This window comes from Chromobacterium rhizoryzae (assembly GCF_020544465.1).
GTDB lineage: Bacteria > Pseudomonadota > Gammaproteobacteria > Burkholderiales > Chromobacteriaceae > Chromobacterium.
Map to the genome: position 1 here is coordinate 285,619 of NZ_CP066126.1, position 13,773 is coordinate 299,391.

Annotated in this window: 10 protein-coding genes; 6 read left to right on the plus strand and 4 right to left on the minus strand. The window is 67.8% G+C overall.

Annotated features, from left to right (window positions below):
• Nucleotides 1-54 precede the first annotated feature (54 nt).
• The 5 genes from JC616_RS01195 to JC616_RS01215 all read left to right on the plus strand — a co-directional run bounded on the left by JC616_RS01195 (nucleotide 55) and on the right by JC616_RS01215 (nucleotide 6,528).
• Nucleotides 55-1,578, plus strand: a complete 1,524-nt coding sequence (locus JC616_RS01195) for a TolC family protein (protein WP_227106330.1) — start codon at nucleotides 55-57, stop codon at nucleotides 1,576-1,578.
• Nucleotides 1,575-2,342, plus strand: coding sequence for an efflux RND transporter periplasmic adaptor subunit (locus JC616_RS01200; protein WP_227106332.1), 768 nt, complete (start codon nucleotides 1,575-1,577; stop codon nucleotides 2,340-2,342). Before JC616_RS01195 ends, JC616_RS01200 begins: the two co-directional genes overlap by 4 nt.
• Before the next feature lie 7 nt (nucleotides 2,343-2,349).
• Nucleotides 2,350-3,681, plus strand: a complete 1,332-nt coding sequence (locus JC616_RS01205; protein WP_227106334.1) for an efflux RND transporter periplasmic adaptor subunit — start codon at nucleotides 2,350-2,352, stop codon at nucleotides 3,679-3,681.
• 2 nt (nucleotides 3,682-3,683) lie between these two features.
• Nucleotides 3,684-5,792: an HlyD family efflux transporter periplasmic adaptor subunit gene (locus JC616_RS01210; RefSeq protein ID WP_227106336.1), complete on the plus strand. Its 2,109-nt coding sequence runs from the start codon at nucleotides 3,684-3,686 to the stop codon at nucleotides 5,790-5,792.
• A 199-nt stretch (nucleotides 5,793-5,991) separates the two neighbouring features.
• Nucleotides 5,992-6,528: a GNAT family N-acetyltransferase gene (locus JC616_RS01215; RefSeq protein WP_107801162.1), complete on the plus strand. Its 537-nt coding sequence runs from the start codon at nucleotides 5,992-5,994 to the stop codon at nucleotides 6,526-6,528.
• Nucleotides 6,529-6,612: 84 nt separating this feature from the next.
• On the opposite strand, the gene JC616_RS01220 is transcribed toward JC616_RS01215, so the two are convergent.
• Both JC616_RS01220 and JC616_RS01225 read right to left on the minus strand, forming a co-directional pair.
• A complete protein-coding gene (locus JC616_RS01220) occupies nucleotides 6,613-6,945 on the minus strand; it encodes a hypothetical protein (RefSeq protein ID WP_107801161.1) in 333 nt (110 codons plus the stop codon).
• Nucleotides 6,946-7,025: 80 nt separating this feature from the next.
• Nucleotides 7,026-7,613, minus strand: a complete 588-nt coding sequence (locus JC616_RS01225) for a phage tail protein (protein WP_048415544.1) — start codon at nucleotides 7,611-7,613, stop codon at nucleotides 7,026-7,028.
• Between the two features lie 320 nt (nucleotides 7,614-7,933).
• Between JC616_RS01225 and JC616_RS01230 the strand changes: the two genes are divergently transcribed.
• A complete protein-coding gene (locus JC616_RS01230; protein ID WP_227106338.1) occupies nucleotides 7,934-10,204 on the plus strand; it encodes a DNA internalization-related competence protein ComEC/Rec2 in 2,271 nt (756 codons plus the stop codon).
• Between the two features lie 68 nt (nucleotides 10,205-10,272).
• On the opposite strand, the gene JC616_RS01235 is transcribed toward JC616_RS01230, so the two are convergent.
• Complete coding sequence (locus tag JC616_RS01235; protein WP_107801159.1) at nucleotides 10,273-11,166, minus strand: ATP-binding response regulator; 894 nt, start codon at nucleotides 11,164-11,166, stop codon at nucleotides 10,273-10,275.
• Complete coding sequence (locus JC616_RS01240; RefSeq protein ID WP_227106340.1) at nucleotides 11,141-13,729, minus strand: sensor histidine kinase; 2,589 nt, start codon at nucleotides 13,727-13,729, stop codon at nucleotides 11,141-11,143. The genes JC616_RS01235 and JC616_RS01240 overlap by 26 nt, the downstream gene beginning before the upstream one ends.
• Nucleotides 13,730-13,773 lie beyond the last annotated feature (44 nt).

Here is a 13,773-nt window from a genome sequence, read left to right on the forward strand (position 1 = left end):
CCGCAAGGTCCTAGCCGGCGAGCCACTAAACCAACAAACCGCACAGGGGACGATATGAAGAAAGCAACACAGGGGGGAGGGGCCGGCCGCGGCGTTTATTCAACGCTGGCCGCGCTGACGGCGCTGGCCTTGACCGGCTGCGCGGTCACGCCCGCGCCGATGAGCTTGAGCGACCGCCAGGCCACGCTGGCGGCGGACCGCCAGGCCATGTTCGGCAGCCAGGAGCCCTTGGCCGGGCCGGTGACCTTGCAAGAGGCGATGGCGCGCGCGCTGAAGTACAACCTGGATTACCGGGTCAAGCTGATGGAAGAGGCGATGGCGCAGCGCCAACTGGACTTGTCCAGCCTGGACATGCTGCCCAAGCTGGCGCTGGCGGCCGGCTACACCGCCCGCAACAAGGACAACGCGTCCTCGTCCCAGAACGTGGCCACCGGCGAACAATCGCTGGTGCCGTCGATCTCCTCGGAGAAGCGCAGCCATACCGCCGACCTTAATCTGAGCTGGAACGTGCTGGACTTCGGCGTCAGCTATTACACCGCCCAACAGCAGTCCGACCGCATGCTGATCCTGCAACAGCGCAAGCGCAAAGTGGCGCAGCAGCTGATGCAGCAAGTGCGCGAAGCCTGGTGGCAGGCGGTGGGCGCGCAGCAGCTGGAAGGCCGCATCGACGCGCTGCTGGCGGAAACCAACCGCGCGCTGGAAGACGCGCGGCAGGTGGAGAAGCAGAAACTGCGCGCGCCGCTGGAGGCGCTGAACTACCGTCGCCAACTGCTGGACGTGATCCGCCAGATGGGCATGATCCGCAACGCGCTGGCCCAGGCCAAGCCCAAGCTGGCCGCCATCATGAACGTGCCGCCCGGCACCGATTTCAAGGTGGCGGTGCCCGCAGGGCTGCCCACCCCGACGCTGGGCCTGAAGCTGGAGCAGATGGAAGAAATGGCCTTGCTGAACCGGCCGGAGCTGAACGAGGCGCGCTACAACGAACGCATCGGCGTCACCGAAACCCGGAAGGCCATCGCCAAGCTGCTGCCGGGCCTGGAATTCAGCATCGGACAGAACTACGACAGCAATAAATTCCTGGTCAACAACTCCTGGAGCGACGCCGGCCTGCGCATCAGCTGGAACCTGCTCAATCTGTTCAGCGCCGGGCCGATCACCAAGGCCGCCGACGCCCAGCTGCAAGTGGCCAAGACCCAGCGCATGGCGCTGAACATGGCGGTGCTGACCCAGGTGCACGTGGCGTACCTCGATCTCAAAGGCCGCTCGCGCCAGTTCGGGCTGGAACAAGAACTCAACGACGTGGAACAGCGCATCTACGTGCAGAACCGCAACGCCACCGACAGCGGCGTGCAAGGCCGCCTGCCGGCGATCCTGGCCGACGCCAACGCGGTGTTCTCCACGCTGCGGCTGTACCAGAGCTACGGCGATCTGCAAAACGCCTACGGCCAGATGGGTTCCAGCCTGGGGATGGACCCGCTGCCGGAAAGCACCGCCAGCTATGATCTGCCGGCTTTGGCCGCCGCCTTCAAGGGCGCGGAAACGCGTTGGCAGGGGCAGGTGGCGGGGAGCAAGCCATGAAGTTGACGGTTCTGAGGGCCGCGGCCTGCCTGCTGGCGGCCGCCTGCGCCCAGGCGGCCACGCCGCCGGCCAAGCCCAAGCCGCCGGCGGCACCGGTGACCAACGCCAGCGACGGCCGCATCCGCGTGCAGCTGATGGCGCGCAACGCCGTCACCCTGTCCGGCGAAGTGGCGGCCAAGATCGCGGCCTTGCCGGTGCCAGAGGGCGCCAGCTTCAGCAAGGGTCAGGCGCTGGTGCAGTTCGACTGCGGCAGCTATCGCGCCCAGCTGCGCAAATCCCAGGCTTCGCTGGAGGCCGCCAGCCAGCTGCTCAAGGTCAACAACCAATTGGCCAAGCTCAATTCCGCCGGCGCGCTGGACGTGGCCCAGGCCCAGGGCAAGGCCAAGGAAGCGGCCGCCGACGCCAGCTATATGCAGACCATAGTCGGCAAATGCGTGATCAGCGCGCCGTTCAACGGCCGCGTGGCGCGCCGCATCGCCGCCGTGCATCAATACGTCAGCCCCGGCAATCCGGTGCTGGACATCGTCGATTCCGGCTCGCTGGAACTGCGCATGCTGGTGCCGTCCAAATGGCTGGCCAAACTCAAGCCCGGCAGCAAGTTCACCGTGGCGGTGGACGAGCTGGGCGCCAGTTTCCCGGCCAGGATAGAACGCCTGGGCGCGCAGATCGATCCGGTCAGCCAGTCCATCCTCGCGGTGGGCGTCATCGAGGGCAACGGCGCCAGCCTGCTGCCGGGGATGAGCGGCTGGGCCAGCTTCAAGTAGGCCGTGCATGGGGCACGCCGATAGAAGCCGGGAACTGGCCGGCCTGCTGCAGCTGCTGCATCGCGGACGCGACGCGGTCAGCGCCGAGCAGCTGGGTTTCATCATCGTCAACGAAAGCCAGCAACTGCTGCCCTACCGCCAGTCGGCGGTCTGGCGCGAGGGCCTGCATCGCCACGTGACGGCGCTGTCCGGCCTGGCCGAGCTGGACCCCACCGCGCCCTATATGCAGTGGCTGTCCCGCCTGTTCCGCCATCTGGCGGAATCCGGCGGGCCGGAAGTCGGGCAGGACAGCCGCTTGCTCGAGGCCGGCGACCTGCCCGCGGCGCTGGCCGAGGACTGGTCGTCCTGGCTGCCGGCCCACGCGCTGTGGCTGCGCCTGGGCGAGCAGGGCGCCTGGCTGTTGGCGCGGGAACTGCCGTGGAGCGATTACGAGCGCAAGCTGGCGGAAGAGCTGGCCCACGGTTACGGCCACGCGCTGCTGCGCTTCGCGCCCCGGCGCAACTGGCGGGAACTGGCGGGGCAATGGCTGCGGCCCGGCCGCAAGCAGCGGCGGCTGCTCATCGCCGCGCTGTTGCTGGCCTGCATGCCGATACGCCTCAGCGTGCTGGCGCGCGGCGAAGTGGCGCCGCAAAATCCGGTGCTGCTGCGCGCGCCGCTCAGCGGGGTGATAGACCGCATCCAGGTGCAGCCCAATCAGCGCGTCAAGGCCGGCGATCCCTTGTTCGATCTGGACGCCACCTTGCTGGCCGGCCAGTTCGCCATGGCCGCGCGCGAGCGCGACGCCGCGCAGGAAAGCTTCCGCGCCAGCGCTCAGCTGGCGGTCACCGACGACAAGGGCAAGCTGGCCATGGCGCAGGACCGCGCCAAGCTGGAAGAGAAAAGCATCGCGGCCGAGTACACCGGACTGGAGCTGCAAAGGCTGCACGTCACCGCGCCCAGCGCCGGCGTGGTGGTGTTTTCCGACCGCAACGACTGGCAGGGCAAGGCGGTGACGGTGGGTGAGAAAGTGATGACGCTGGCCGACCCCGCCCACGTGGAACTGGCCGCCTGGCTGCCGGCGGCGGAAGCCATAGACGTGGCGCCCGGCGGCAAGATCACCCTTTATCCCAACGCTTCGCCCACCGAGTCCTACGACGCGGAAATCCTCCGCGTCGCCTACAAGGCGGAAGCGGTGGAGGGCGGTCTGCTCGCCTATCGGCTGCAAGCCCGCTTCGTCGGCGGCGATAAGCCGCGGCTGGGCCAGATGGGCACCGCCCGCGTCTACGGCGACTGGGTGCCGCTGATCTACTACGCGCTGCGCCGGCCGCTGACCGCCGCGCGGCAATGGCTGGGGTGGTGAGCATGAGATCCCCCGCCTTGCCCGCGCTGCGTCAGGAACTGACGCTGCATCCCGGCCCGGCGCTGGCCGACGGCGCGCCCAGCTGGACCCTGCACGACCCCTGCGCCCACCGCTTCTATCAACTGGGCTGGGCCAGTTTCGAAATCCTGTCGCGCTGGCAACTGGGCACCGCCGAAGCGGTGCTGCAAGCCGTCAACGCCGAAACCACGCTGCAGTTGGGCGCCGAGGATATCGAGGCCGTGCTGCTCTTCCTGTCCCGCCATCAACTGCTGCAGGCCGCCAGCGCCGAGCAGAACGGCTGGCTGTGGCAGCTGCGCGAGGCCAACCGGCCCAGCCGCGCCATGTGGCTGTTGAAAAACTATCTGTTTTTCCGGGTGCCGCTGCTGCGGCCGGAAGCCCTGCTCAATCGCCTGCTGCCGTGGACCGGCTGGCTGTTCCATCCGCGCTTCTGGCTGGCGATGGGCGCGGTGCTGCTGCTGGCGCTGGCGCTGGTGTCGCGGCGCTGGGACGAGTTCACCCACACCTTCTCCGCTTACGGCGGCGTCAGCGCCGCCATCGGCATCGGCCTGTCGCTGAGTCTGGCCAAAATCCTGCACGAGATGGGCCATGCGCTGACCGCGCGCCATTTCGGTTGCCGGGTGCCGGCGATGGGGGTGGCCTTTCTGGTGATGATGCCGGTGCTCTACACCGACACCAACGACGCCTGGAAGCTGGATTCGCGCCGCCAGCGGCTGCTGATCGGCGGCGCCGGCATGCTGGCGGAACTGGTGCTGGCCGCCTGGGCCACCTTGTTGTGGAGTTTTTTGCCGGACGGGCCGCTGCGCGCCGGGGTCTTTCTGCTGGCCACCACCACCTGGCTGGCGACGCTGGCGATCAACGCCAGCCCCTTCATGCGCTTTGACGGCTATTTCCTGCTGGCGGACTACCTGGGCCTGCCCAATCTGCACAATCGCGCCTTCGCGCTGGCGCGCTGGCGGCTGCGCAAAACGCTGCTGGGCCTGGACGATCCGGTGCCGGAACATTTCCCGGACGCGCGGCGGCGCGGGCTGATCCTGTTCGCCTGGGCCACCTGGCTGTATCGGCTGGTGCTGTTTCTCTCCATCGCCTTCCTGGTCTACCACTTGTTCTTCAAGGCCCTGGGCATTCTATTGCTGGCGGTGGAGCTGGGCTGGTTCATCGCTCGCCCCGTGGTCGGCGAACTGATGGTGTGGTGGCAGCACCGCGCGGATCTGCGCTGGGGCCGCGAAACCCGCCGCAGCGCCGCGGCGCTGCTGATCCTGAGTTTGGCGCTGATTCTGCCGTGGCAGCGCGAAGTGGCCAGCCCGGCGGTGTTGGGCGCTTTGCAGTCGCAGGGCTTGTACGCGCCGGCGACGGGCGAGGTGGCGGAAGTCCTGGTGCGCGACGGCCAGCTGGTCAAGGCGGGGCAGATCATGGCCAGGCTCCGCTCGCCGATGCTGGAGGCGCAGCTGGCGCTGGCGGACGCCCGCGAGCGCGACCTGGCCTGGCAGACCGCGCAGCAACCGTTCGATCTGGAGCTGCAACAGCGCGGACCGGCCTTGCGCAAGCAATGGCAGGTGGCGCAGGAACAGGTGGCCGCCTTGCGTCAGCAAATGGCCAGGCTCACGCTCGCCGCGCCGTTCGCCGGCCGCGTGGTGGACCTCAGCGACGCGCTGCGCGCCGGCACCGCGCTGGCCGAGGGCGAGCATCTGCTGGACGTGGTGGGGCCGGACGGGGTCAAGGGCGAAGCCTTTGTCGACGAGGCCGCGCTGAGCGGACTCAAGCCCGGCCATGTCGCCCGCTTCGTCGCCGACGGCGGGGAGTTCTGGAGCGTGGAATGCCGGTTGGGCCAGATCGACCGGCTTAATCTGCCGCTGCTGGATCAGGCCTTGTTGGCCTCCACCTACGGCGGCCCCATTCCCACCGAACAGCGCGACCGCGGCCTGGTGCCCTTGGCCGCTACTTTCCGCGTGCGGCTGGAGCGTTGCGAGCGAGGCGCGGCGCCGCTGCGGGAGCTGGCCGGCGTGGCGCGCTTGCGGGGGGAGCGCTACAGCTGGCTGGAGCGCGGGTGGCGTCAGTTGTTGGCGGTGTTCCGTCGAGAGGCCGGACTGTAGACGCTGTTCGCGATCCGCTGGGGGCGGATAGCAAGCGGTTTTGAGACGCCTGGAAAGCTCATGCCTTCGGCGTAGACTGAATAGGCCTTAAGACCGGGTTTCGCCTGATTCGCAAGACCTTGCGCGCGCATGCGCGTAGAACGAAACGGGCGCGCCGCCGGCGCGCCCCATAACAGGTTTTGGAAAGGAGCCGTTCGCCATGTCCTCATTCTTGAACACGTCCTCGCTGGCCGAAGGCCTGCATCTGCGCCCGGCGCGACATCACGACGAGGCCTTCATCGCCGGCCTCTACCGCAGCGCCCGCCCGGACCTGCAATTGATAGACGGCGAGGAGGAACTGATCCGCACCGTGCAGGAGCAGCAATACCAGGTGCTGCAACGCGGCGCAGGCGACAACTACCCGGACGCGATGCACTTCGTCATCGAGAAAACCGGGGCCAACGTCGGCGTGGTGATGGTGGACTTCGGCCATAACGAGGTGCGCATCATCTTTCTGGCCATGGTGCCGGAAGCGCGCGGCCTGGGTTACGGCAAGGAGGTGCTGATGGGCTTGCAGCAGGCGGCCTGGCAAGTGCGCGCGCCGCTGGCGGTGGTGGTGTGGCACAGCAATGTGCAGGCGCGCCGGCTTTATCACCAATTGGGATTCGTGCTGGAAGAGGCCGGCGACATGGCGGACAAGCTGGTGTGGCGGCCCGAGCGCCATTCGCCGCAGGGCGAGGCGCGGGCGGGTTTGTAATATTTCGCCGGGCGCGCCGCCCGGCCGGAGTCTTCGTCCTTTTTATCCGTCCGCCGGCCGCCCACGGGCTGTCGGCGGGCCGGCTTAATTGAACGGCAGCTGGAAGTAGGCCAGCGCCGGATCGCGTCCAGCGGGAATCACCCGCCCTATCCACACCAGATCCAGCCGAATGGCGTCGCTGTGCTCGGTGGCGGGCAGCTCCAGCTGGCCCACCGCGTCCGCCAGCTCGGTGGCGCCCTCGGCGGCCAATTCCACCACGAAGGGGGTGCGCCGCGCGGTCTGATGCGGCGATTGCGCCTGCGGCCGCAGCTTGACGGCCTGCACTTGCAGCGCGATATCGGGATGTTGCGGGTTGCGGAAGATGCAGTGCTTGCCGAGCAGATGCATGAAGTCTTCGGCTTGAACGGTGGCGAGCATGGCGATGTCCCCTGAAGGCAACGGCCGCCGCCCCTGCGGCGGAGAGGCGGCCGGAAGCGGCGGTAGGCCGCGTATTGTGATTATGGACGAACCGGATACAGACCGTTGATAGCGATACAGAAATTCAGCGCCAGGAAGGGGTTGAGCACGCTGACCGGAGCGTTGCCGCCGGTCAGATCGGTATTGCCGGTGGCGGACAGGCCTTGCACCGACACGGGGTTGTTCAGCGCGGTGGACCAGATGGTGGCGAGGCCGGTGCCGGCGCCGGAAGCGCCCAGATAGGGGTTGCTGGAGCTGGGCGCGCTGGCCGGGGTGGCCGGCGTCGGCGTGCCGGCGGCGTGGAAGGTCACCGCCATGGAAGTGGCGGTATGGGAGTGCGCCGGCAGGTTGGCCACGCTGAGCGCCACGTTCTGGGTGCCGCCGAACTGACCGGGATTGTAGGCCGGCAGATTATAGGCGGGCTGCGCGGGGCCGGTGCCGATGGCCATGCGGCCGGTCAGGTTGGGCAGCTTGAAGTTTTGAGACGCGGTGCCGCCGTAGAGCGTGCCCAGCAGCGAGTACAAGGCTTCGTACTGCGATACCTGATAGGTCTGGCCCTGGCACAGCGCCCAGTCTTGCGGCGCGTAATTGAAGCCGTAGACCGTGATGGTGCCCATGTATGCGTCCATGTATTCCTCCTGCGAGTGAACCGTCTGGCGGCTGCCAGATGGAAAGTCATGTGAAAGAGAGGCAGGCTGCCGCGCTTGGGCGCCGCCTGGACCTGGCGAGGCGTCGCGGCGGCCGGGGGTTTCGAAAGCGCTTGTCCTAGGTGTAGTCCAGCGCTTCGTTAATGCAATACGCATTTGTACTTGTTATTTTTTCCCGTTTCATCTGCTATGGGTGCGTTCCGAGATCATAAAAAATACGATCGGCATGATCTATTCGCTGCGCTTTAGTGAATGTATTTAATAGATTGCGGTGCCGCGGCATCGCCGCCTAAGATGCCGGCATGCCTGTCTTGATCGCTGTGTTGTGCGGCATCGCCGCGTGCGCCGTCTTGCCGGACTTGCCCGCCGCGACGGCTTGCCTGGGCCTGGCGGCGGGCGCGGCGGCGCTGGCCGCCTGTCTGCCGTCGCGCGCTCGGCCTTGGGCGGCCCTGGCGCCGGCTTTTCTACTGGGGCTGGGCTACGCCTCCTGGCGCGCCGACAGCCGAATGGCGCAGCAATTGCCGGCCGATTGGCAGCAACGGCCCATCGTCTTCGTTGGCGAGGTGCGGGGCCTGCCGCAGCCCGGCGAGTACGGGACGCGCCTGACCATGGAGGTGGAGCGCACGCTGACGCCGGGCGTGGACTTGCCGCCAACGGTGAGGCTGACGGATTTTCGCCGGCGGGAGTGGCCGACGGGCAGCCGCTGGCGGGCCGAGGCCCGTTTCAAGCGCAGCCGCGGGCCGGCCAATCCCTTCGGTTTCGACGTCGAGCAATGGCAATGGTCGGAAGGCGTGCTGGCCAGCGGCTCGCTGGGCGCGGGCGAGCGTCGCTTGGAGGACGGCCGCGCGCCGCTGGCCTGGGTGGACCGCGCGCGCGCCGCCCTGGTGGCGCGCATCGAGCGGGTGCTGGGCGAGTCGCGCGAAGCGGCGCTGATCGCCGCGTTGACGGTGGGTGCGCAGCAAGGCGTGGCGCGGGAGGATTGGCGGCTGTTCGCCGCCACCGGCCTGACGCATCTGATCTCGATCTCCGGCCTGCACATCACCATGCTGGCGGGCCTGGCCGCGGCGGCGCTGGCCTGGCTGGCGCGCAGGCTGCCGGCCTTCGGTCTTCCGCCGCGTTTGCTGATCGCCGGCGGGGCTTTTCTGACGGCGGCGGCCTATGCCTTGCTCGCCGGTTTTTCGGTGCCGACCCAACGCACCTTGTTCATGCTGGGCGTGGGGCTGGCCGCCTTATGCCTGCGGCGCGGCCTGTCGCCGTTCCGCATTTGGTGGCTGGCCCTGGCGGCGGTGTTGCTGATCGATCCTTTCTGCGTGCTGGCGCCCGGGGTCTGGCTGTCCTTCGGCCTGGTGGCGGCCTTGATGGCCAGCGCCATCGCCAGACGCCGCGCGCCGGGCAAGTGGCGGGCCGCCTTGGCCGGGCAGTGGGCGGCGGGCGTGTGCACGCTGGCGCCGCTGGTCTGGTGGTTCGGCGGCATTCCGCTGGTGTCGCCGCTGGCCAACGCGCTGGGCATTCCCTATGTGTCGCTGCTGCTGACGCCGCTGGCCCTGGCCGCCGTCTTGCTGCCGCTGGAGTGGCCGCTGCATGGGGCGGCCTGGCTGGCGCGCGGCTTTTACTGGGGCGTGGAGAGGCTGGCGCAAGCGCCGGTCCTGCCCTTGGCCGGAACGCCCTTGCCGTTGTTCTTGCTGGCCTTGCTGGGCTCGGCGTGGCTGATCGCGCCGCGCGGCGTGCCCGGCCGGGGACTGGCGGCCTTGATGCTGCTGCCGATGTTGCTCTACCGGCCCCCGCCGCCGGCTGAGGGCGCGTTCCGCGCCACCATGCTGGACGTGGGTCAGGGTCTATCGGTGCTGGTGCAGACCCGGAGTCGCGCCCTGTTGTTCGACACCGGCCCAGGAGGGGCCGAGAGAGTGGTGTTGCCGCAGCTGCGCGGCCTGGGGGTGAGGAGGCTGGACGGCCTGATGCTGTCGCATCGCCACAGCGATCACGACGGCGCGGCGGCGGAGCTGGCCGCCGCCATGCCGCCGGGCCGGGTATGGGCGGGGCAGCCGGAATCCTTGCCTGAGTTGGGCTTGAGCGGCGATGGCTGCCGTCCGGGACAGAGCTGGGCGTGGGACGGGGTGCGTTTTGACGTGCTGGGGCCGCCGGAAAGCGTTCCGGCCAAGGACGCCAATGCGCGCAGCTGCATCTTGCGGGTGGCGGGCGCGAGCCATGCGCTGCTCTTGAGCGGCGATGCGCCTGAGGCGGCGGAGCGGACGCTGGCGGGCCGGCCGGACCTGCGCTTGCGCAGCACGGTGCTGGTCGCCGGCCATCATGGCAGCCGCACCGCCACCGGGGCGGCCTGGCTGGCGGCGGCGCGGCCGGAGGTGGTGTTGATCAGCGCCGGCTATCTGAACCGTTATCGCCATCCGCATCCGTCCGTGCTGAGGCGGGCGGAGGAGGCCGGCGCCGCGGTGCTGCGCACGGATCTGGACGGCGCCTTGACGCTGGAGTTCGGCGAAGGGGTGGAGTGGAGCTGTTGGCGCGACAGTCAGCGCCGTTACTGGCGCGAGCGCGGCGATTGCGGCGAGCCGCCGTGAGCCCGGGCGGGCCGGCTCGGGCGCGAACGCCGCGGCGGCTCCGCCTCAGCGCGGCCTTGAACCGCGTCTTATTCTCCGCTGTTGACGTGGGCGACCACGATATTGCCCCGGCCCTGGTAGTGCAGGCCGTCGAAGGACAGCTTGCGCGCGATCAGGATGCCGCGCCCATGACTGGACATCAGCGAGGCGGGCTCGGCGTTTTGGTAGTGCTCCCAGTCGAAGCCCGCGCCCATATCGCTGATGGTGAAGCGCATCTGTTCCGGTTCGCGGCTGAAGTCCACGCTGATCTGGCGCTGTCCCAGCACCGGGTCTTGCATGCGGCGGGCCAGCTCGGCCTCCCACTGGCCTTCGGCCATATAGTGGCTTTTCTCGTCAAAGCTGATGTCCAGATTGCCGTGCTCGATGGCGTTGACCAGCAGCTCGAACAGGCCGGTGGCCACCCGCTCCGGATGGGCGCAGGTTTTGGCCAGCAGGGCGGTGACGGTCTGGGCTTCCTTGTGGCTGCGGCAACTGAAGGTGGCCTTGTTCAGGTGGCGCAGGGCGTCGACGTGAAGATTGGCCAGTTCGCGGAAGTGGGCGTAGCGGTCCCAGTGGCCTATCGCCGCCTCGACGATGGCCAGCAGCATGTCGCGGGAAAACGGCTTGGTCAGATAGTAGAAGGCGCCGGCCGCCAGCCCTTCCTGCACGCTGGAGGCCGCGCCCATGGCGGTTTGCATGATGACCGGCAAAAACTCCAGCCGCGGCTCGCTCTTGATGCGCTTGAGCACGTCGAAGCCGCTGATGCCGGGCATCATCTTGTCCAGCAGCACGGTGGAGAAGGTTTCGCCTTCTCGCTGCAGGATGTCCAGCGCGGTCTCTCCGTCCTCGGCCTGGACCACTTCGTGGCCGGCGTCCTGCAGCAGCTCGGCCATCAGCTCCAGATTGAAGGGTTCGTCGTCAACGAGCAGTAGTTTGTGGGGCATGGTTGGGGTCCTCCGTGGCGCCGGCCTGTCCGGTGCGCGGAATGATGAAGGTGAACAGCGCGCCGCGTGTCGGCAAATTGCTGGCGAAGATGCGGCCATGGTGGGCGGAGATGATCTCGCGGCAAATGGCCAGCCCCAGGCCGGTGCCGCCTGCGCCGGTCTTGGTGCTGCTGCTCTGGATGAATTTGTCGAAAATGCTTTCCAGTTCGGACTCCGGCACGCCGGGGCCGGTGTCTTCCACGGTGACGAGGATGTTCTCGCCGTCGGTGTCCTGGCGCAGGCCGGCGTTGACGTAGATCTCGCCGCCGTGCGGGCTGAACTTGATGGCGTTGGACAGCAGGTTGCGCATCACTTGGCCGATGCGGAAGGGGTCGATGTCGGCGTGCAGTTGCTCCGACGAGCAGTTCAGATAGATGCGGATGTCGTTGAGCGCGGCCAGCGGCGTCATTTCGTCGCAGATGTCGTGCAGGCATTGGCACAGATTGTTGCGGCTTATGGTGTATTCCATGCGGCCCACTTCCATCTTGGCCAGGTCGAGCAAATCGTTGAGCAGGGTCAGCAGCCGGTTGCCGCTGCTCTGGATGCGGCTGAAGTATTGCGCCATCTTGTCGTCGTGCTGCCCGCGCGAGCGGGCCTGGCCCATTTCGGTGAAGCCCAGGATGGCGTGCAGCGGCGTGCGCAGCTCGTGGGACATATTGGCCAGGAACTCCGTCTTGGCGCGGCTGTTTTCCTCGGCCAGCACCTTGGCGTGGCGCAGGGTTTCCTCCAGCGCGCGCTGGGCGGAAAAGTCCTGATACAGCCAGATGGTGCCGAGCTTGGGCACCGAGGGGTTGATGGCCTTGCCGTACAGCCGGCACCAGAACAGCTTGCCGGTGCCGGTGCGCAGCCTTTGCTCGGTCTGCACCACCTTGCCGTCGTTGAGCAGGCTGTACAGCGCCTTGCCGGTGCGCTCCCATTGCTCAGGCGATTCAAAGAAGGGCAGGGTGCTGTGGCCGAGGACGACTTCCTCGCGCTGCTCGAACAGATCGAGAAAGGCGCGGTTCACCTGGAGCAGATTGCGGTCCACGATGTAGGCCATCGCCATCGGGCTGGCGTCCAGCAGCGCGGACAACTGGCGGCTTTGCACTTCCACCTGCTCGGCCAGGCTGTTTTTCAGTTCGATCAGCGCCGCTTCCTGCTCCTTGCGGATGGAGATGTCGCGGCACACCACCACGTAGAACCAGTCGTCCGGCAAGGTGACCCGGCTGAGCGACAGCTCCACCGGCAGCATATGCTCGTCGCTGCGGCGCAAGCTGGCCTCGAACGGCCGGCCCTCGTGCTCCTGGGCGATGTGTTCGAAGCTGCGCGCCGGATTGCGGTCGTACAGCTCGTCCAGCAGCTTGCCTATCGGCAGTTGCCGCACCATGTCCGCCGATTGGCCGATCAGCCGCACCGCCGCCGGGTTGATCTGCAAGACCAGGCCCTGGTGGTCGATCAGGATGATGGCGTCGGAACTGGCTTGCAGAATGGCGCGCTGGCGCGCCTCGCTCTGCGCCAACGCCTGCTCGGACATCACTCTGTCGTTGATCTGCTCGCGCAGCGTGCGCGTGTTCATTTCCAATTGCTGCTGGCTGCGCTTGAGCTGATCCTGCATCCGGCGCCGGGATTGGGCCTGCTGTTGCTGGAACCAGAACATCGCCAGCAAAAAACCGGCCGTGGTGGCCAGGATCGCCCAGTGGGTCAGCCGCATGCCGGGATTGGCTACGCCTTGCGGATAGGCGCCGAACAAGATCTCGTTGCCGCCCAGATTGTGACGAATGGTGTACAAAGGCGGCGTGGACGGCAGCGGCCGGGTGGGCTGGGAGTCCAGCAGCGGCGCGTCGGGTTGTTCCTGGGTCCAGGCGACGATGCGGACATGGCGCAGCGGGCTGGCGGTGCCGGGTTCGCGCTGGCTGTCCTGGATCAGCTTGTCCTTGCGCAGATTGAGCAGCAGCAGGGTGTTGTCGTCGTTCAGCCGCACGACGATGTCCAGACGGCTGCCGTTGCTGCCGGGCAGCGTGGTCGGCATCAGCACCGGCTGGGTGCTGTGGCGCGCCAGGTCCATCTTGCGGCGGGCGTTGCCTACGCCCCCCAGGTCCAGACCTTGCGGCAAGGCGTTGCTGTCGTCCGGCAGGTAGCCGGACACCGGATAGTACAGCGGGCGGCGCGGGCTGGGCGCCAGATGGCGGTCCTGCAATACGCGTATGCTGTTGGCGATGCGGCTCTCGAACGCCTCGCGCTGTTCCGGGCGCACGTATTCGATGATGCCCAGACCGCCGAACGGCGTATCGTCGCGGATGGTGCTGCGCGCGAGCACGGCCAGCGAACGCGGCTGAGGGCTGTTGGCCAGGCTCTGCGCCAGCACGGCGGAGTGATCCAGCATCGCCTGCATCCGCACCCGCAGCAACTCGGCGCTCAATTCGCCCCAGTAATGCTGGCGGTCGATGAGCTCGGCGCGTTCATCGTTGATCATCAGCCAGTATTCGGCGGACAGCAGGCCGACGCTCAGCAGGCCGCTGACCAGCAGCGAGCTCAGGCGATTCAAGGGGAGCCGCCTCCGCGCGAGCCGGCGGACGGCGGGAGAGGGAC